The organism is Thaumasiovibrio subtropicus, from assembly GCF_019703835.1.
GTDB classification, from domain to species: domain Bacteria; phylum Pseudomonadota; class Gammaproteobacteria; order Enterobacterales; family Vibrionaceae; genus Thaumasiovibrio; species Thaumasiovibrio subtropicus.
Map to the genome: position 1 here is coordinate 954,170 of NZ_AP023055.1, position 17,097 is coordinate 971,266.

Here is a 17,097-nt window from a genome sequence, read left to right on the forward strand (position 1 = left end):
CCTCAACATCGAAAGTGGCGGTGTTTCATATTTATCGATGTGAACTAAGGCTAGTTGTGGCGAAATTTTTCGTATTGTCTCTTGAATGATCCGCGTTGCAACGGCAATATGAATCTAATCATGGAGTTAGGTGTTTCTATAATGAAAAAAACGTTGCTTATCGGCGCAGTACTCGTATTGACAGGCTGTGCAAGCAGTGATGTAACGACTACGGTTGTTGCGTCTGAGGCTGAAATTGAACAATACAATAACGCAATGCCAATGGAGTCAGACCCGATACTGACGCTGCCCGCAGAAGAGCCGATGGCACAAGTCGTTAAGCCTGTTGAAGAGAACAAAATTGTTCTCAACAAACCGACGAAACCCGCCATGACGTCTGGCGGTCGCTATTCAATACAGGTGTTGGCGTTAAGCCACGACGGTGGATTCCAAGAGTATGTTGACCGTTTGCCCTCAGGTAAACCTATCTACGTAAATAAGAAAATGCTTAACGGTTTGCCTTGGTATACCTTGCTATACGGTGAGTACAGTTCTAAAGCAGAAGCCAAGCGTGCCTTGAACGCATTGCCATCTTCTGTGCGTCAATACGGTCCATTTATTCGCAGTCTTGATGACATTAAGCGTTCATCATCACCAGACCTTCGTCAACTTCGATAAACACTGACGAGGTATCATCGTTAAATTGACGCCAGATGGATTCATTACTGCCATCTGGCGTTGTTTTTTTATAAACTAATGCGCATCTTTCTTTGGCGATTAAGCCATTGCGAATTAAAAGGTTTTAAATGAGTTCCAAGCAAATCTTGCTACTGTGTGGCGGCGGTGGCGCCGAGCACGAAGTTTCCCTTGTTTCTGCAAGTTATGTTCAGTCACAACTTGAGCAGGTTGAGGGGTTTGACGTTGTTCGAGTTGAGATTAAGCCTGAAGGTTGGATGACAGAACAAGGCCAAGCTTGTCAGCTAGGTTTCGATCGCGTGCTATCGGTGGGCGATCGCCAACTGACAATAGACGCCGTTGTTCCCGTAGTTCATGGCTTTCCTGGAGAAACCGGTGATCTGCAATCCTTTTTTGAGTTGATTGGCCTGCCTTACATCGGCTGTGACGCCGAGGCGAGCAAGAACTGCTTCAACAAAATCACGACCAAACTCTGGTTTGATACGCTTCACATTCCCAATACGCCTTACTACTTCATGTCTGAGTTTACAGAGAGTGAGATTGCTAAAGCTGAAGCAGCCTTGGTTGAGTGGGGAAGTATTTTTGTTAAGGCAGCAAGTCAAGGCTCTTCAATTGGTTGCTATAAAGTCTCTGATGTGGGTGATTTGAGAAAAGCGCTGCAAGATGCGTTTTCGTTCTCCAATCAGGTCTTGATTGAGAAAGCGGTTAAACCGAGAGAGCTTGAAATTGCTGCTTATGAGTATGATGGCGACATCGTGGTGACGGTTCCCGGTGAAGTTGTTGCGCCCGGTGATACTTTTTACACTTATGAAGAGAAGTACAGCAATGACAGCCATTCCACAACCGTGATCAAGGCGGACATCAGCGACGCAGTTCGTGATGAAATGATGTTGTTAGCGAAGCGAGCGTTTGAACATATGAAGCTTCGCGACCTCTCCCGTATTGATTTCTTTTTGACGGAAGACAACGAGGTATTACTCAATGAGATCAATACGTTTCCGGGCATGACACCTATCTCGATGTTCCCAAAGATGCTCACTGCCAATGGGCATGACATTCAAACTTTCTTCGCTCAAGCGGTTCATCGAGCGATTGAGGCTAAAGCCGTTTAGAAGGTTCTGAGAAAGGACGAAAGCAGTGGCTATAACCACTGCTTTTTCTTTTTGTAGCGCGCTTTTTCGCGTTCACTTTTCTGTTTGTTATCGATGTATTGTGCAGGCATCGCTGGACTTCGCCATCGGCCAGCAGATTGAATCTCTGTTAAGGTTAGCCCTTGTGCGGACAAGTCTTTTGAGGCGCCGACACGTGAGGATTGACCAGAGAAAGTGATATGTTTAGGTAAATCCAACAAAGTACTGGCGCGCCGGAATACTCGATAGACTGCCGATGGGTCCATTGCGGTTTCAGCGACATTTTCATGCCTGTCCATGCTTCTAAACAGTGGGCCATCTAGGATATTCGCGTTGAATAGCCAGTCATTAAGTAGTGACAATGACAATTCACTGAGAGGGTATTCAATATCCTCGATAAGTAAGACAGCAGTGTCTTTGTTAAGATGGCTAGGTGTGAGTTTGATCAGTTCACTGCGCTTTAGCATGGTGTCAAGCATGACAGACCAGATAGCGAGATCTCGCTTATCTTTGAGCCGCTGGCTTTTCTCGAGTTTCTTTATCAGCGCCTCAAGGTGAGAATGTCGAAAAGCATCGGCTTGGATTTGATCTTCTCCTTTGCTCTCTTGGCATCGCTTCATAAAGGTTTGTACCTCTCTAAACCTGCCCGGTTCTGGCTGACTAAAGAGTTTATGCATGGTGTTGATAGAGATTAGATAACGACGAAGCGTAGAGAATTTTCGCTCGCGTTGCACCTTATCGATATAACGGACGACCACTTTAGGATGGGCGGGCAAGGGAGATTCGCTGACAGCATGACAATAGGAAAGAAAGTGATGCCAATCGTTTTTTAACGAGAGCAAGGAGTTATGAGCATATTTGTTTTCCGTCACAGAACGCCAAATATCTATATCCTCTACGGGGGTCAAAAAGCACTTTTTTGTGGGTTTCATGGCATTAATCACTTTTAAATCAACTTAATAGCAACACTAGCGCACTATAACTTATTTATTATGATGAAATTATGTTAGACTTACTTCTAAATGAAAAAACGTTAACTATATCTCAATTTAACATGTCAATTAGCTATACATGACATAATTTTGATGCTTCAATTAACGTATTAAGGCTATGAATAATCTAAGCAACACCATATTAGTACATTATTCGGTGTTGGCTTAAGGAGACATCATGAGACAGCGCGTGTTCCATCGAGGCGTGACTATTGATAATCCGACCGGTGAACCTGGTCATTGGCAAGCGAAAGTTCAAGGGCACGATGTGAAAGGCGAGCTCGATGCGATTAAGAAAAGCATCGACTGGTCTACTGAAATGCGTACGTTTATCAGCCCAGAGCAAGTAGCAAATCACAATGCAAGCTTAGGTAAGAAAGAGAAACCTCAAACGAAAACTGATACCCACCTTGGCTTCAAAATCATCAATGATACCGGTAAAGATAACGAATGGTATCTCATCGTGAAGGGACAGCTGCTCAAAGGCTCATTGCCCGCCGTAAAAGCCTTCCTAGACAAAAATATCGATAAGATTAAAGCCTAAACGAGAAAGCGCCTATAAACCTAGGCGCTTTTTTTCTTTTCTCCAACCCATCAATGTGCTGATTTGGATACATCAACGAGATAGTTACCGCGTAACCAGTTTCGGCCAATCAACAACTTATAGGTCATTCGACTACGGTCTCGAAGATTCACAATCACAGGTCGAGTCTCTCCGTTAAAGTTCAAATTCATCACCACACTATATCGGCGTTCCTCGCCTTGCGCGTTACGAATGATACTGACTTTATGGATTTCAGCTTGATGCCTGATCTTTTCATCGTTTTCATTAATCGTCGTAAAGTGAACCGTTTTACCCACATGATCGCGCATGTTTTTATCATCTGTCGCACCTTCAACCTCAATATCAATCGCATGAATAGAAGTACTGTTCGCGCCGGTATCAATACGCGCCAAATAGTTCATGGCGACATCTTCTACTAAAATGTACTCAGTTTCGCCAACGATCTGCATATTCTCGTTGAGGGCACTGTTTTCGGCGGACGCCGAGAATGAGGTAATAGCCAATAGGACTGACGCTAAAAACGCTTTCATCGTTATTGTTCTCCGTAGAGTAGGCGTTACAAGCATCCATTGCTCAAAACAGACTCTGATTAAATATAGAATGCCATTCTTTGATCACTTGAATGACCTAAATACTCGCATTACAACAAGTTGCGGGGTACTCATACGGACTCGCGTAACTTGTGACTGCTTGAGTATAAGGCGACCATAATACCTGCGAAATGTAAGGGGAATATCAACAAAATATACTTATTTACAGTTTGTTATCTTCATACATTAGTTTCACTTCATGACAAAAATCGTGCAGCAAATCGCCACACAGCGTAGACAGTCTTGAGACCTCACGCTCCGCCACGCATAATAGCGAGATAGTCATCTTAAAGAGAATGTCATGAGCAACGATAACCTAGTGTACTCAACAGAAACTGGCCGTATTAAACAAGAAGCTCCCAAAGCAGAACGTCCCAAAGGAGATGGTGTTGTCCGTATCCAGCGTCAAACCAAAGGCCGTAAGGGCAAAGGCGTGTGTATTGTCACCGGACTTGATCTTACCGACACCGAGTTGAAACTTGTTGCCGCAGAACTCAAAAAGGTATGTGGTTGTGGTGGTTCGGTGAAAGACGGTACGGTAGAAATTCAAGGTGACAAACGCGATCAGATCAAAGCTTACTTAGAAAAGAAAGGCCACACCGTTAAACTTGCTGGCGGTTAAGTGGCTAAGCCCAATCCGAAAGGGCCGTCAAAAACGGTGGATGTGAGTTGCGCTAAATGTAAACACAAGTTGTTTCATTATCGCAAAGGCGGCAAGGGGAGCTTAGTAAAGTGCTTTAAGGAACGCATCGTTACCGACTATACAGACACACCTTGTCTATGTCCCGGATGCGGCATCCAGTTTGCCCGCGAAACTTTAGTGCGTGGCACGCCCGCGTACAAAATGATCGGTGGCAAAGTTACGTGTAAATAAAAGGCGATGAGATACATCGCCTTACTATCCACGCTATTCATCTTTTTCAAGCAATCTCGGCGCAAACGTTGTGATACCGATTAGCCCTAAAGGCGCTGTAAATATAATGGCGAGTACGGCAAGCGCTAAAATAGTTTGTCCCTCCGGGACGCCCGCAGCCAAAGCGACACCACCCAGTGCTGCTTGTACCGTCGCTTTCGGCAAATACGCAACAACACAGAATAGTCTTTCCTTTAAATTTAACGATGAAAATTGCGTTGCGACCATGACCCCAATTGACCGTGCGACTAAACCTAAAGTAATGGCTAGCAAGCCCATTGCACCAGACTCCATAGCGACGCCCAGATCGACCGACATACCAATCAACACGAATAAAACGATCTGGGCAAAAAACCATAAGTGCCCGAGCAGGGAAGCTAGCTCATTGGCACTTTTCTGAGCGTGTTCTAACAAGATAAAACCGACAGCCATGACACCTAATAGCGCTGCACTTTCAAAATAATGCCCCACTTCAACTAATAGCACTGATAACGTAAGTAGCAGTAGTACTTTCTCGATCATTGAAACCGAGAAGCGCGTAAAAACCCAAGCGAGCACCATACCAAGAACAAGACCGGGTATCAGGCCAATAATAATCGACGTTGGAATACTTAATAGCGCAGCGCCGATTGCTGAATCACCCGTCGTTGCAAGCCCCAAGCAAACCGAGAAGAGCGTAATAGCGATGACATCGTCTACCGACGCGCCAGCCAGCACGATAGTCGGCACTTCTCGTTTTTTGCCAAACCCCTTTGCTTTCATTTCAAGCATTGTCGGCACGACAACCGCTGGTGAAACAGCTGCAATCATAAAAGCCGTTAAGCCCGCTACCGCCCAGTCAAACCCGAAAAGCCAGTGAAAAATGTATGTTAGCGCTGCACCTTCGAACAAGCAGGGCACAAATGTCATAAGTACCGCAGCTCGCCCAGCACGACGCAGTTGATCAACACTGATCCCTAATCCCGCTTTGAGAAGAATGATAGTCAAGGCGAGCGACTTCAAAAAAGTGGCACTTTCATCAAATGAGGCAGGGAGGTTGTCACCAACATAATGGCCAATCACACCCCCAACGAAAACCATACCGAGTACACCTGGCAGGCGAAACTTTGCGACAAGTTTACTTGCGTATAAGCCAAAGAAAAGGACAGAGAAAAAGAGAATGCCGAGTGACATAAAGCCTCCAAAACAATACAACGGGAAACAACAGCTAGATCTATCCTGTGCTCCCAAATTAAACGGGTCTAAACACAGGAGTCATCAGCTGCATAAGTACTGTTTGGCTACTTATGGAGCGGTTAAAGGTGGAACCCCATCACCGTATAGATAGTTACGCGACAAGTTTACTGCGATCACCTGTCGAGTCAAGCGTGAATTATATCGATTCACAAAATTGAACAGACACTTACTCGATTTATACGAACAATGTACAATTGATGCAATAGAGAATATACTCGAAACATCATGCAGTTAACTCACCAACGGAGCCAGCATACGGTGAAAGGTATTCTAAAAGGCGCACTCGTTATCGCGTCAACATTGGCCCTATTCGGATGTGCCGTACCTAATGAGTACGATGAATTACAAGGCTCCCCAGTCAGCGGGAACAGTGCAAAACCACACGAAAGAGATACAGTTTCAATCGGCATTGCTTTTGGCGGCGGTGCAGCGAGAGGCGTGATGCATTTAGGTGTTATCCAAGCGCTGCAAGAAGAGGGTATCTATGCTGATGTTGTCACCGGGACTTCGGTCGGGTCAATTGCGGCGGTTCTCTATGCAAACAATCCCGACTATGACGTACTGGCACCGACGATTCTTTCTTTTTCCGACCGCGCTATCAAAGATTTTATTATCTCTCGAAAGGGCCTTATTCAAGGCAAAGCGCTCGCGGATTGGGTAAACAATCAAATTGTTCACACTGATCTTAGCACGATGCCAGTTCCCGTTGGCATTGCGACGACTAACTTAACAACACATGAAGTGTACCTATTTACAGGCGGGAATCCTGGTCAGGCTGTTCAGATATCTTCCAGTGTTCCGGGTGTTTTTGTTCCTGTCAGCTTTAAAGGGGATACCTTTATTGATGGCGGCATCCTCTCAATGGTACCTGTCTATGGCGCTCGAGATCTAGGAGCCGATATCGTTATAGGGATTGATGTCATGTGTGGCGCGCCGCCACCAGTCGAACCGACAGCCATTGGCACGCTAGCCAGTACGTTTTGGTTGCAATCTTGTGCTGAGCCACAACACGAAGTTACCACTGCAGACATACTCATCACCCCGGTACCAACAAACACGCGCTTTGATGATTTTGGTGATGACGCGGGTAGGCGAGAAGCCATCAAGAATGGCTATGATGCCACAATGGCCAAAATGCCAGAAATAAAAGCGTTGCTGTGTGAAAAGGACAATCAATACTGTACTTAATCCCAAACTAACAGCATAACGGATAGCGTAACTCGCATTGTGGCGAGCTACGCTAGTTGGTACCATTCACTGCATCTACAACCAGCGATATTTTCCCACGTTGCACTCGATCAAGATACCCATCAACTCACTCATGCGTCGTGTCGGTCGCATCGAAGTGCACCGACTATCGGAGCTGTTTGCAGCACATCAATGCCAGCTAAAACGCATCGGGCGCAGCCGTAATTATCTACTCATTGGCGAGTACGACTGTATCTTGGCGTCACTTATCGAGGTCAAAGAGCACGCTGAACTTGAAGACAGCGCCAGTTTAAAACGCGTTCATGCGTCTATTTACAAAGAAACGCTAAGGGTAGGGGTGTTGACACCCACGCATACCCTACGTATTTCTAAGTTCAATGCGCTTGATAAGCAGGACAGAGACGCGCTCATAGCACTCATCACTGAGACGCGCTTGACGATGAAAAGAATCCGCTATGGCCGCCATATCGACATTACTGGTCAAGTTGAACAACTGACGTCCTTCACTCATGCATTAGATAGCACCGCCGTCCAATCACTACAGCCAGTCACCAATACACTGCAGCGTCAGTTGAAATCCCTTGGCGCAACGCTTCCACGTGTTGACTCCAAGATATCACTGATCAATGCAATTAGAGCTAACCCCAGTATCACCGTTGCTGAGCTTTGCTTTCAGTTTGGCTGCACAACAAAAGCCGCCAGAGAAGCGCTGGATGAGTACGAGTTTTTGTTGTAAAGCATGGCAATGCGGCTAATAAGGTTTCCGGAATCACATTCATCATCGCTAGAGTGGAAAAACCAATTAAATTAACAAGGAATCGTTAAATTGCCATTATTCGAGTTTCAAGCTAAACGGAGTTATACAATCAACGAAGTGCGCACAAAACTCACAGGCGTTCTCGTCACGGCAAACACAAACTTTTCCAGAGTTAGTTACCGTTGACGATGGCCTTACGCTACGCAATTTCTTTAAAGGAAATACCCATAAACTCGCGCAGATTTCACGTAGCGCACGCCAGTTTATTCATCGATCAGCACAACAAAAGCACTTCAATGCTAATTAGCAGCTTTTTGTCATACAGAGAGCATTCGCGAACGGATGAAAAATAAGGTGTTTATTAGCTATTTTATGGTAAATAGCACGCACTGGTTAAATGCACAGTACTTTTGATAGCCCCGTAAAAATGGCACTTTAAGGGGAGAGAATGGCGATGTAGTAGACAAGTTGATACATTCGCCATCAATCCCCAATACCTTATTTAACATAATACATCTAATACGCACTGGGACGTTGTAACGCCATGATTATTAAATCTTTTCTGACGCGTTATCACTTGTCGAGCACTGACCAGCAAGCAACGATGATGCGTGTTGCTCACTGACCAGTACCTTATTACAACTAGATTTTGTTTATCAGGATTGGATTAAGATGACTAGCATACTTCTCATTGCAGAAGTCACAGCCACACATTTGACCACCACATGAACACAGCTTTTCTTCATTGTGTAGTTCATGAGTAAAAGCAACGATGGCACCACAGTCACCGCAGATACAGTAACGTTCTTCATCATACTCATTCATCGTTTTTCTCCAACATGGAATCGCTTATATTCTGTTTACGTCGCCAACCGAACATACATGCAGAACTGACAACACCACGACGACGTTCGAAGTGATCTTCAACCGCCATCATTAAGTCATTCATGTGGATAGCTATCATCGGAGTTGATGGACCTTGCGTGTTATAAAGCAGCATCACACAGTCATCTACCTTGTCTTTCGATAATGGATTATCGCGCTGTAAAAAAGCCACACGCTGTGTCATCTCATACGGTAACGGACTACGTGGTAACGGTGGATTATAAGCATTACGCGACTTATAACTGAGCCCAAGTGAACCCGCAACACGACGCACTTTATCAACTGATATTCGAAGTTTATCAGCGATAGCTTTCGCGCCGTATAATGCGTAGTGACGAGCAATATACTCAACTTTGTCTTGAGGCACCTTTGGGCTAGTTGTAACACCAAGGGCTTTCAGTTTGACGCGGATTGATGATGGAGAACGCTCTAATTTCCTAGCAATTTGCTTAATGGTTTTCCCCTGCTCTACCATCTCTTTTAATTGTCTAATTTCAAGCTTAGTGTAGCGCCTAATCTTAGGCTGTGGTTTGGACGATGTAGATGTAGGCTTATGAAGTGTATTGATATTTTCCTGTATGTTGTCAGGTTTAACCTTCTTCAGTAAGTCGCTGAACATACATGCCGGTTGTGATAAATTAGTGCCTTCCATGATTTGGCCTCCTAGCCATGATTGTGGAACGCGCCAAGGTGGTGAGAGACCTTGGCGCACCCTTTCCTTAAAGCTCCAGTTCCAACGGTTCTATCATTTGCCCGAACCTTTTTAATTCAAGTGCACCAAAGTTATTAACAACAAAACTAGAGCTATGAACTGTATAAACTCCGGCTTCATAAGGCGGTTGCCCCTCCTCAACTTGTAATTTCATTAACGTAGGAAAGCGACCTGAGATATGAGCATAAGCATCTTGCTCCCTGATCGTTCGCGGTGGCTTTCCTTCCTTACCAGGGGATATACGTGTATTAATTTTCACATCGTCTTGGAAGATTTCGATTTTTAACATGGTGATTGCTCCTAGATTGGTTGTTGTTAAGCGATAGCTTTAAATGGCAATACGTTTGATTCGGCAACGACTGGCATCTTGTACCAGTCCGGTGCAGTTAGCGGCTGTACTTCAATGCGCTCAGAGCGTTTAAGCGTCGGACACATACGGCTGACATCGAACATCTGACCTATATCGATACCAATGACTTTTAAGCGCGCTTTATGCTCATAAAACTGTCTTTCAGAGAGAACCTGACGTAGGTCTTCACCAAGTTGCCACATGGTAAAATAATGCATAGTGACATTGGCTTTCCGCATGGTATCGACCGCGCCTGCGGCCAGTAATTGATGAGCTATAGACTGGTGTTCGTCATGGGATATCTGGATTGTATTCATGGCATTCTCAATGTCTTGTAAGTGCGGATAGAAGTCTTTTTCGGTGACGATTCCATAGAACTGGAGGTTATGTCGTTTCAACATGGTTTGTCTTAAACTGTGCTCTTCACGAACGACGCCCGTCGATTCGCAGTAGTCGATTAAATTTTTTATGTATTCAACGATTTCAGGTGCGACGCCTAGCTTCTTTCTTTGGTCTTTCTTTAAGTGTCGTTGTAGCTCAACAGCCTTGTTATAGAGCTTACTCATCACCCACGTAGACCCTTCACCCCAGTTACATGTTTGTCCATCTGGATAGAGTTTCGGTTTTCGACCACGCCCTATCTGCATTGATGACAAGCCTCGGATAAATGACTGCTCCTTGCCCTTGCCTACTGAGTGATTTCGAGTCCAATCTATCAAGGTGATTTCCGCCCCATCACCAACCAATGAAGACGCTTTGCTCTCTGGAGTTTGGCGGTGGTGTAATCGTGTGTTCTTGGTAAACAATGGTAAGTCGAACGAGGCCAGAACATGGTTATAGACCTCAACACACTCATCCAGTGTCTGAAGGCCGAACACATTATCCACCCTTTGCCAGCGAGACGGGTTCCCCTCAACACGCACACGCATACCATCACAACGAACGGTCAACTTAGTACTGAATGAACCTTCCAATACTTTCTGATTAACAGATGGAGGAAGCTTTTCACCTGTTTCTAGCTCTACCCGTTCAATAACATGTCGGCCAACAAGCGGAAGACCACCTTCATGATGGTCTTGCTGCATAAAAAGTTGGTCTATAAAAAACATGCTCTCAGAAAACCCTGTCAAGAAGTTAAACTTACATTTTTGTGTTTGCCAACATACACACTTGTATATGCCAATCATAAGGTATATAAAGGTAGGTGTAAACTTAAACATTAATAGGTGTGGATATGGATGACTTAACGATGAGTATTGGTGAAGTGCTTAAAGACCGACGTTTAGCACTGAGTATTAAGCAGGAAGATATTGCAGAGCAGATGAATGTAACTGTTCAAACAGTTAGCAAGTGGGAACGAGGCGTCACAGAGCCCAAAGCTCGTGATGTAAGTAAACTCGCTGAGATTTTGCTCGTAACCGAAGGCGAAATTTGCCGTGGAGAACTTAACTCGGCCAATGTCTCTAAAATGGATTTCATGAAGAAAATCGCCAGCATAAAAATGAAACTCGATGATGTGGCATTTTTCTCGACCGTCTACGATTACATCCCTGACAAAAAAGGGCTATTAGATAAACTTGAGCATGAGCTACTAAGACAACAAGCAGAAGAGCACTGGATGGTGATCGATGAAGCAGAAAAAGAGAATTGGTTTGCTTATTTAGAGTACAAAAAACGCCAAGAGCGGAACGAGATTTTATCTGATATATATGAAGCAGAAGGTCAGGAAGGTGTAGACAACTACCTTAAATCCGAGATCTAATCACTTAAAATCAAAACCGCACTGCTTATGCCGGTGCGGTTTTTTTCATACTTGAGATAGTGAAGTTATGCGGAATTCCGCAGTTAGTTGGGGTGTAACAGAAACCCCAACTTGCTTTGATAACATTTCAGTAACAGTCCAGTCTGAGAAAGCCAGTAAGAAGAATATGATATTCCGACCATAAACCACTATTAAAGTATGTGGTTCGAGAAAGCGCACAGGTCTGGGCAGCAAGCTTCGCCCACATCCCCGTGCGATTTTCTCTCTTCTCACCTCACTCTATCACTCTCTTGCTGATGCTTTCTCTTGTCATTCGACAGTCAAAATCCGAGTTGTTGAAGATTCAGCAAAGAGCGAGCTTAGTAGTGAAGCGGTTTTTATTTTTGGATAGATCAAGAACAGAGGAAACATCGAGCGCTTGGCGGTGATGAGAGCGCAGGCCATCATTCGAACCCACATTGAAACCACACCGAAAAAGGAAGCCACGACAAAGCGTGCTTTTGTTCATGAAAAGTATGAAGAAAGGAATTAAGACGTCGCACCTATCCCCTTAGTGCGTATTAGAAACATTATGTGTACGGGCTTTTGCTGGTAAGCGATTCTCCCTCTCGGCATGTCGTTTGCCAGCAAGCTGACAACCACAATGAGCACTTCACTCGCCCACTCTTACTGGCTCAAAAGTCGGTCAGTGCTGGCGCAATGATACTGACCGCAACCACTCAACATAATGTCAGTACATCTAATGCGTACTCAAGCGTGACAATGTAACCAGCCATAATTCCTGAAATAACATGGACATAGCGGCTAATTCCTTGCCTTTGTAGCTTTTCCAAAATCCCTTCGAGAATTTTTTTCGCTTCGTAAGTCTTTGATTTATCAGCAGCTAGCCCCAAGATGGCTTCTTCTAAGTCTATGTTTGCTTCTTTCGCCAACATAATTACTTGATTTTCCGGAAGAAATCGATGTCCTTGTCTGATTTTGGTTATTTGGCTACCGCTCACGCCCAAATCATGTGCAATTTGCTTGTCTTGTACGTAGTTTTTCGCCTGTTTATAGGCATCTAACAGATAGTTTGTGTACATAAATCAATACCTCCTGAGCTAATGATAGCGCATTACTTTCCGGAATTGTCATCTTGAAATTTCCAAATCCGGAATTTACACTTTCCGAAATTGGAAATTATGGTGGATTGGTTGCTTATGTCATGGAACGATTTTGTAAGGACGAACATCGAAAAGCACTTGCTTGAAAATGGCCTGCCTCGCGCTTCTGCCTCTTACTATGCTCGTGTCGGTGAAAAGTACTACTACGAAAACGGCTCAAACCTCGATAAAAACGATGCCTTTCGCTCTGCACTTGATTTCGCTGGTAAGACTGCTGAAACGCGTATTAAATCGTTCAAATATCAACCACCTAAGCGCATGTCACCTCGCTCTATAAAAGCGCGCCCTCAAGAGGCTTTTGACTTTGGGGCTTCTCGATGAGCGTCGTTATCTTCTATTACGAAATTGAGCTAGACGGCTCTGGCTTTGTGCTTGTCGATGGTGAGCCTGAATTCTTTTCTGCTTACTCTGAGCTGATTGATATTGTGTCCAGCTACTCTAACGGCAACTTTGAACTTTGTGAGGTAACGCAAGATAACTGGCAGTCTCTTAGGGACTCTGGGGCGTTCGCATGAAAACGTTTGTCGATTACCTCAGCATTAGCTATACGCCGGACGTGATAAATCAAATCAATGAGCTGGCTAGACAAGGTGCAAGCGTTAAAGCGGTGACAAGCTATCAAGGGCGCATTGCGTTGCAAGACGTCGGCTGTGATTATCGCGCTGAGCTGAAGCGCCTTCTGAGTGAGTTCGATTTTGAGTACAGCGCTGACAGTGATGGCGTTAAGCATGACTACAACCATTGCCGTAAAGAGCTTTTGAGCCACGTCGGACTTGCTGCACTTGATAAGCTGTGTCATGCAGAGCTTGTTGAGTTCATAGCGATGTTTAACCGAGAGTTTGATATTACGGGTGCTGAGTGGGAAATTCAGCAACGTGAAAAAGGCTTGTTTGGCTATGACTACTCCGCTTCACTTCTTTGCAATGGCTCAGATGTCGGGAAAGTCGCTTGGGGCTGTAAGAACAATGGTTGCTATATCTCTTTGACGGGGATGGGTTGCCGCGCTGTAGATATGCACAGTATTCGCCGTTACTTTGATAGCGTCCCTGGTGCAAAGCTGACACGTTTAGATTTGGCTTATGATTCACTCGACGGCTCTGCGAACTTTGCAACTTGCTCAAAGCTTTATAAGCGCAATCTTTTCTCTTTGCCAAACAGAAAGGCTCCAAAATACAAAATATTCGTTGGCGGTCAACTCAATCACGGCAAAATGTCGAAACTGGACGCTTGCGACGGTCGCACTTTCTATGTCGGTAAGCGCGAAAACGGCAAGATGTTACGCTGTTACGAAAAAGGAAAACAGGTTCAATCTGAAAATAATCCAGACTGGGTTCGCTGGGAAGTAGAATTCAGGGCGAAAGATAGAGTTATTCCTTTCTCGGCTTTAACTGAAACGGATGATTATTTCGCGGGTGCCTACCCTGCCCTCGCTGCTATTTTAAAAGAAGATGGAAAACCAATAAAAACAACAAAGCGAACTTATATCCGCTCTGTAGAATTAGCTGTAGAAAATGCGGCTGTTGGCTTCGGTAAATTAGTTAATTTCATGCGCAATGTCATGGGTAAGACTGATAAAGAGATTGTTGACCGAATGACTCAGCATTTAGAAATAGATGAAATACCAGACAGATTAAACATACCGCCTCTAGATGAAGGCATTGAAGGCTTAGATATTCCTGCAAGTCAATTGAAACCACATATATACGATAGGACTGAGAATCATGGAAAATAAAGAAATGGGTGTTACAGTAACGGGAATTATTAAAGGTGCTCGTGTTCGTGTTGTCGGCGCTAAAAATACAGAGCTTCATGAGTTGGGTATCGTTCTACCAAGGGATGACGGCTTCGGCGGCAACGAGTCACAGACTGTTATCGTTCGCTTATCAAAAGACGCTGTTCAAAGCGGTATGCCTGCACATCTAAATAGCCTTAAAGGTAAGGTTTGTCGCGTTCCTGTCTGGGTATCTGCGTGGGCGGGTAACTCAGGGGCTCAGGCTCAATACAATCTCGATAATGCTCGCAATGTGGATGTGGTCGAGGGTAAATAATGCCAGTTTGTCTCGCTCGGGATTCGGAGAATTATATTCAACGCTCTGATATAGAAAATTGTCAGTATGTAGCACTTACGCTGCAAGAATATAACGACTTCTGGGTGAGCTATGAACTAACACCGGAATCTGCCGGAATGTCGATAGGTTTTGGTTTTAGTATTGTGATGGGTGCTTATTTCAGTGCTTATCCAGTAAAAATCGTTAAATACTTAATCAATCTTTTATAAGAGGAAAAACACTATGGCTGATATCTTTGCTGCTGTCGATTTCACAACCGTCTCTGCTTTTGTTGCTGCTACTGGCGCAACAATTATTTTGATTGCTATGGGATTCAAGGGAATTGGGCTCGGTAAGCGCGCTGTTCGTGCTGCTTAAATATGTATGGCTCCGCTACTGCATAGCTTAATACATGTCATTTTGGTGTTGGTCGGTGTATTAATTGCACAGGCCACACTAAAAGGATGGTCTGAAACGTAAGGGGCTTCGGCTCCTTTTTTTTTGACGCATTATAAATGAACAGATTTACGATTATATTTCTTTGTTTTCTCTCTTTAGATTCGCTCGCTTCTGACTGGATTACTATGAGAGTTACCGAGAAGGCTATGTCGCGTTATTTTTCATCATGCGCTGATGCTGTGAGTTCAGAGTTTGATGTAAATATTCTTGGCAAGTATCCACCTCCCAAGCATCAATTCGAGCTTGTAAGTTGCTCTTGGAATGTTCCGTATGGGGATGTTGTTGCGTACTATGATGTCCATCGATATGGAGGGTCATGCCCTAGCGGTGATGAGCCATCATATCCTGATACTCAGTGTAATTCAGATGTGCCTTTTTGTGATTTACCAGAAACAAAAGCGTACATCGAGTCTGAAATCGATATCTGTCTGTCTGAAGTTAATCGCAGAGCAACTCCGTCATGTGATAACCAAACAAGAACAGCAAGCGTGTTATGTGAAGAAATAAATGGAGGCGATAATGGAACGGGTGATAATTCTGGCGGCGGTGATACTGGCGATGGTGGCAGTGGTGGAGATTCCGGAGCGGGTGACGGCGATGGAACAGGCTCTGATGGAGGGACTGGTGACACAGGAGGGGGCTCTGAAGGCGATGGTGGGAGTGGGAGTGACGGCGGGGCTGATGGTGGCTCTGGTGGTGACACTGGTAGCGATGATTTTGACAGACTTATTGATGCCGTCAACGCGAACAACAAACAGATAACCGAGCACTTGGGCTTCATCCGCACTAATCAGCTAGATGAGCTACTCGCACTTGATAAGCAATACTCTCTTGTAGATAAGTACTTCGAGACATACAAAACTTCCGCAAGTCATATCGAGCATATGGCGAACTTCACAGAGCAAGAGCTTGCAGTGCTTAAAGATATTCGTGGGCAGTTTGGTACTCATTTTGACCATGTCTACAAACATCAATCAGAGGTTATCACGCTCGGCAATGAAAACCTTAACGCGCTTGGTGATGTCAATGATTCGGTGAATCAGCAAACGGTTGATGTTGTTCAGGCTATTGAGGCGATTGACCCGAATGAAAATCTAGAACGCATCGATGCGAGCATCAACACGACAAACGAGAAGGTGCAAGAGCTTATCGATAACAACCAGAGTGGATTTGCTTCGGTATCGTCTGCGGTCGGCACGGGCTTTGATGAGCTTATCGAGGTGAATAGAGAGGGATTTGCGTCAATCGCGTCCGGTGCGGTTGATTTGACTGGTGTCGAGCAAAGCCTTGATTCGATTGAGGGCAATATTGACGCGCTTGCAAACTTGAAAATAGAAACGTCTACGCCTTGTCAGGAAGATTTTTCATCATGTAAGGGCTTTTACACGTCTGTTTATCCAAATGGCTATAAAGTGATATTTACTTCTTATATTGATGAATTTAAAAGCGGTGAGATATTTTCGTTCCTAGATACATTTAAAATAAATCTTCCTAATCACGTACCGTCTTGGCGTATTTGTTTTAACTTGGGTTTCCTCGGTAATTTTGGGTGTCATGAGTTGAGTGTTCCTGATAGCGTTTGGGGCTTCATTCGTATCATCATCATAATTACTTCAGTTTTCGTTGCTCGTATGCTCGTATTCGGTGGTTAA

Annotated in this window: 22 protein-coding genes and 1 riboswitch; of the genes, 14 read left to right on the forward strand and 8 right to left on the reverse strand. The window is 44.6% G+C overall.

Features of this window, described 5'->3' with window-relative positions; translation table 11 throughout:
• Positions 1-141 precede the first annotated feature (141 nt).
• Both TSUB_RS20615 and TSUB_RS20620 read left to right on the forward strand, forming a co-directional pair.
• Positions 142-657 carry an SPOR domain-containing protein gene (locus tag TSUB_RS20615; protein WP_087017172.1) on the forward strand — a complete coding sequence of 172 codons (516 nt, stop codon included), beginning with the start codon at positions 142-144 and terminating at the stop codon, positions 655-657.
• A 128-nt stretch (positions 658-785) separates the two neighbouring features.
• Entirely contained in the window at positions 786-1,787 is a 1,002-nt protein-coding gene (locus TSUB_RS20620; protein WP_087017101.1) for a D-alanine--D-alanine ligase, read from the forward strand.
• Positions 1,788-1,816: 29 nt separating this feature from the next.
• On the opposite strand, the gene TSUB_RS20625 is transcribed toward TSUB_RS20620, so the two are convergent.
• On the reverse strand, positions 1,817-2,737 hold the full coding sequence (locus TSUB_RS20625; RefSeq protein ID WP_087017099.1) for a tyrosine-type recombinase/integrase: 921 nt from the start codon (positions 2,735-2,737) through the stop codon (positions 1,817-1,819).
• Between the two features lie 238 nt (positions 2,738-2,975).
• Here TSUB_RS20625 and TSUB_RS20630 point away from each other — a divergent pair, with 238 nt between their 5' ends.
• Positions 2,976-3,341 (forward strand): DUF3319 domain-containing protein, encoded by a 366-nt coding sequence (locus tag TSUB_RS20630; protein WP_087017098.1) that lies wholly within the window; start codon positions 2,976-2,978, stop codon positions 3,339-3,341.
• Between the two features lie 50 nt (positions 3,342-3,391).
• Here the strand turns inward: TSUB_RS20630 and TSUB_RS20635 are convergent, their stop codons facing one another.
• Positions 3,392-3,892 carry an ATP-dependent zinc protease family protein gene (locus TSUB_RS20635; protein ID WP_087017096.1) on the reverse strand — a complete coding sequence of 167 codons (501 nt, stop codon included), beginning with the start codon at positions 3,890-3,892 and terminating at the stop codon, positions 3,392-3,394.
• A gap of 361 nt (positions 3,893-4,253) precedes the next feature.
• Here TSUB_RS20635 and yciH point away from each other — a divergent pair, with 361 nt between their 5' ends.
• On the forward strand, positions 4,254-4,574 hold the full coding sequence (yciH, locus tag TSUB_RS20640; protein ID WP_087023037.1) for a stress response translation initiation inhibitor YciH: 321 nt from the start codon (positions 4,254-4,256) through the stop codon (positions 4,572-4,574).
• The gene (locus TSUB_RS20645; protein ID WP_087023035.1) at positions 4,575-4,826 is read left to right on the forward strand and encodes a hypothetical protein; all 252 of its coding nucleotides are present in this window, start codon (positions 4,575-4,577) and stop codon (positions 4,824-4,826) included.
• A 33-nt stretch (positions 4,827-4,859) separates the two neighbouring features.
• On the opposite strand, the gene TSUB_RS20650 is transcribed toward TSUB_RS20645, so the two are convergent.
• Positions 4,860-6,038, reverse strand: coding sequence for a cation:proton antiporter (locus TSUB_RS20650; protein ID WP_087023033.1), 1,179 nt, complete (start codon positions 6,036-6,038; stop codon positions 4,860-4,862).
• Between the two features lie 68 nt (positions 6,039-6,106).
• Positions 6,107-6,191, reverse strand: a riboswitch (Fluoride riboswitch).
• A 135-nt stretch (positions 6,192-6,326) separates the two neighbouring features.
• Here TSUB_RS20650 and TSUB_RS20655 point away from each other — a divergent pair.
• Together TSUB_RS20655 and TSUB_RS20660 are read left to right on the forward strand one after the other, a co-directional pair.
• Positions 6,327-7,289: a patatin-like phospholipase family protein gene (locus TSUB_RS20655; protein WP_087023031.1), complete on the forward strand. Its 963-nt coding sequence runs from the start codon at positions 6,327-6,329 to the stop codon at positions 7,287-7,289.
• Between the two features lie 100 nt (positions 7,290-7,389).
• Positions 7,390-8,046 (forward strand): ribosome recycling factor family protein, encoded by a 657-nt coding sequence (locus TSUB_RS20660; protein ID WP_281422946.1) that lies wholly within the window; start codon positions 7,390-7,392, stop codon positions 8,044-8,046.
• A 663-nt stretch (positions 8,047-8,709) separates the two neighbouring features.
• Here the strand turns inward: TSUB_RS20660 and TSUB_RS20665 are convergent.
• The 4 genes from TSUB_RS20665 to TSUB_RS20680 all read right to left on the reverse strand — a co-directional run bounded on the left by TSUB_RS20665 (position 8,710) and on the right by TSUB_RS20680 (position 11,122).
• The gene (locus TSUB_RS20665; protein ID WP_087016518.1) at positions 8,710-8,892 is read right to left on the reverse strand and encodes a hypothetical protein; all 183 of its coding nucleotides are present in this window, start codon (positions 8,890-8,892) and stop codon (positions 8,710-8,712) included.
• Positions 8,885-9,604: a helix-turn-helix domain-containing protein gene (locus TSUB_RS20670; protein WP_087016517.1), complete on the reverse strand. Its 720-nt coding sequence runs from the start codon at positions 9,602-9,604 to the stop codon at positions 8,885-8,887. Before TSUB_RS20670 ends, TSUB_RS20665 begins: the two co-directional genes overlap by 8 nt.
• 67 nt (positions 9,605-9,671) lie before the next feature.
• Entirely contained in the window at positions 9,672-9,953 is a 282-nt protein-coding gene (locus TSUB_RS20675) for a single-stranded DNA-binding protein (protein WP_087016516.1), read from the reverse strand.
• Between the two features lie 26 nt (positions 9,954-9,979).
• Positions 9,980-11,122 carry a phage/plasmid replication protein, II/X family gene (locus TSUB_RS20680; RefSeq protein ID WP_087016515.1) on the reverse strand — a complete coding sequence of 381 codons (1,143 nt, stop codon included), beginning with the start codon at positions 11,120-11,122 and terminating at the stop codon, positions 9,980-9,982.
• 125 nt (positions 11,123-11,247) lie between these two features.
• Between TSUB_RS20680 and TSUB_RS20685 the strand changes: the two genes are divergently transcribed.
• The gene (locus tag TSUB_RS20685) at positions 11,248-11,775 is read left to right on the forward strand and encodes a helix-turn-helix domain-containing protein (RefSeq protein WP_246616469.1); all 528 of its coding nucleotides are present in this window, start codon (positions 11,248-11,250) and stop codon (positions 11,773-11,775) included.
• Between the two features lie 719 nt (positions 11,776-12,494).
• On the opposite strand, the gene TSUB_RS20690 is transcribed toward TSUB_RS20685, so the two are convergent.
• On the reverse strand, positions 12,495-12,857 hold the full coding sequence (locus tag TSUB_RS20690; RefSeq protein ID WP_221274593.1) for a hypothetical protein: 363 nt from the start codon (positions 12,855-12,857) through the stop codon (positions 12,495-12,497).
• Between the two features lie 117 nt (positions 12,858-12,974).
• Here TSUB_RS20690 and TSUB_RS20695 point away from each other — a divergent pair, with 117 nt between their 5' ends.
• The 6 genes from TSUB_RS20695 to TSUB_RS20715 all read left to right on the forward strand — a co-directional run bounded on the left by TSUB_RS20695 (position 12,975) and on the right by TSUB_RS20715 (position 17,097).
• Complete coding sequence (locus TSUB_RS20695) at positions 12,975-13,259, forward strand: hypothetical protein (protein WP_159064953.1); 285 nt, start codon at positions 12,975-12,977, stop codon at positions 13,257-13,259.
• On the forward strand, positions 13,256-13,453 hold the full coding sequence (locus TSUB_RS20700; RefSeq protein WP_087023023.1) for a hypothetical protein: 198 nt from the start codon (positions 13,256-13,258) through the stop codon (positions 13,451-13,453). Before TSUB_RS20695 ends, TSUB_RS20700 begins: the two co-directional genes overlap by 4 nt.
• Positions 13,450-14,670 carry a replication initiation factor domain-containing protein gene (locus tag TSUB_RS20705; protein WP_087023021.1) on the forward strand — a complete coding sequence of 407 codons (1,221 nt, stop codon included), beginning with the start codon at positions 13,450-13,452 and terminating at the stop codon, positions 14,668-14,670. The genes TSUB_RS20700 and TSUB_RS20705 overlap by 4 nt, the downstream gene beginning before the upstream one ends.
• Complete coding sequence (locus TSUB_RS20710) at positions 14,660-14,986, forward strand: DNA-binding protein (RefSeq protein WP_087023019.1); 327 nt, start codon at positions 14,660-14,662, stop codon at positions 14,984-14,986. Before TSUB_RS20705 ends, TSUB_RS20710 begins: the two co-directional genes overlap by 11 nt.
• A 243-nt stretch (positions 14,987-15,229) precedes the next feature.
• The gene (locus TSUB_RS25215; RefSeq protein WP_281422936.1) at positions 15,230-15,364 is read left to right on the forward strand and encodes a hypothetical protein; all 135 of its coding nucleotides are present in this window, start codon (positions 15,230-15,232) and stop codon (positions 15,362-15,364) included.
• Between the two features lie 137 nt (positions 15,365-15,501).
• Positions 15,502-17,097 carry a hypothetical protein gene (locus TSUB_RS20715; RefSeq protein ID WP_159064952.1) on the forward strand — a complete coding sequence of 532 codons (1,596 nt, stop codon included), beginning with the start codon at positions 15,502-15,504 and terminating at the stop codon, positions 17,095-17,097.

Bases quoted from the DNA above. Each gene is read 5' to 3' on its own strand.
- TSUB_RS20615 (WP_087017172.1), top strand. From the start codon at position 142: ATGAAAAAAACGTTGCTTATCGGCGCAGTACTCGTATTGACAGGCTGT.
- TSUB_RS20620 (WP_087017101.1), top strand. From the start codon at position 786: ATGAGTTCCAAGCAAATCTTGCTACTGTGTGGCGGCGGTGGCGCCGAG.
- TSUB_RS20625 (WP_087017099.1), bottom strand. From the start codon at position 2,737: ATGAAACCCACAAAAAAGTGCTTTTTGACCCCCGTAGAGGATATAGAT.
- TSUB_RS20630 (WP_087017098.1), top strand. From the start codon at position 2,976: ATGAGACAGCGCGTGTTCCATCGAGGCGTGACTATTGATAATCCGACC.
- TSUB_RS20635 (WP_087017096.1), bottom strand. From the start codon at position 3,892: ATGAAAGCGTTTTTAGCGTCAGTCCTATTGGCTATTACCTCATTCTCG.
- yciH (WP_087023037.1), top strand. From the start codon at position 4,254: ATGAGCAACGATAACCTAGTGTACTCAACAGAAACTGGCCGTATTAAA.
- TSUB_RS20650 (WP_087023033.1), bottom strand. From the start codon at position 6,038: ATGTCACTCGGCATTCTCTTTTTCTCTGTCCTTTTCTTTGGCTTATAC.
- TSUB_RS20655 (WP_087023031.1), top strand. From the start codon at position 6,327: ATGCAGTTAACTCACCAACGGAGCCAGCATACGGTGAAAGGTATTCTA.
- TSUB_RS20665 (WP_087016518.1), bottom strand. From the start codon at position 8,892: ATGAATGAGTATGATGAAGAACGTTACTGTATCTGCGGTGACTGTGGT.
- TSUB_RS20670 (WP_087016517.1), bottom strand. From the start codon at position 9,604: ATGGAAGGCACTAATTTATCACAACCGGCATGTATGTTCAGCGACTTA.
- TSUB_RS20675 (WP_087016516.1), bottom strand. From the start codon at position 9,953: ATGTTAAAAATCGAAATCTTCCAAGACGATGTGAAAATTAATACACGT.
- TSUB_RS20680 (WP_087016515.1), bottom strand. From the start codon at position 11,122: ATGTTTTTTATAGACCAACTTTTTATGCAGCAAGACCATCATGAAGGT.
- TSUB_RS20685 (WP_246616469.1), top strand. From the start codon at position 11,248: ATGGATGACTTAACGATGAGTATTGGTGAAGTGCTTAAAGACCGACGT.
- TSUB_RS20690 (WP_221274593.1), bottom strand. From the start codon at position 12,857: ATGTACACAAACTATCTGTTAGATGCCTATAAACAGGCGAAAAACTAC.
- TSUB_RS20695 (WP_159064953.1), top strand. From the start codon at position 12,975: ATGTCATGGAACGATTTTGTAAGGACGAACATCGAAAAGCACTTGCTT.
- TSUB_RS20700 (WP_087023023.1), top strand. From the start codon at position 13,256: ATGAGCGTCGTTATCTTCTATTACGAAATTGAGCTAGACGGCTCTGGC.
- TSUB_RS20705 (WP_087023021.1), top strand. From the start codon at position 13,450: ATGAAAACGTTTGTCGATTACCTCAGCATTAGCTATACGCCGGACGTG.
- TSUB_RS20710 (WP_087023019.1), top strand. From the start codon at position 14,660: ATGGAAAATAAAGAAATGGGTGTTACAGTAACGGGAATTATTAAAGGT.
- TSUB_RS25215 (WP_281422936.1), top strand. From the start codon at position 15,230: ATGGCTGATATCTTTGCTGCTGTCGATTTCACAACCGTCTCTGCTTTT.
- TSUB_RS20715 (WP_159064952.1), top strand. From the start codon at position 15,502: ATGAACAGATTTACGATTATATTTCTTTGTTTTCTCTCTTTAGATTCG.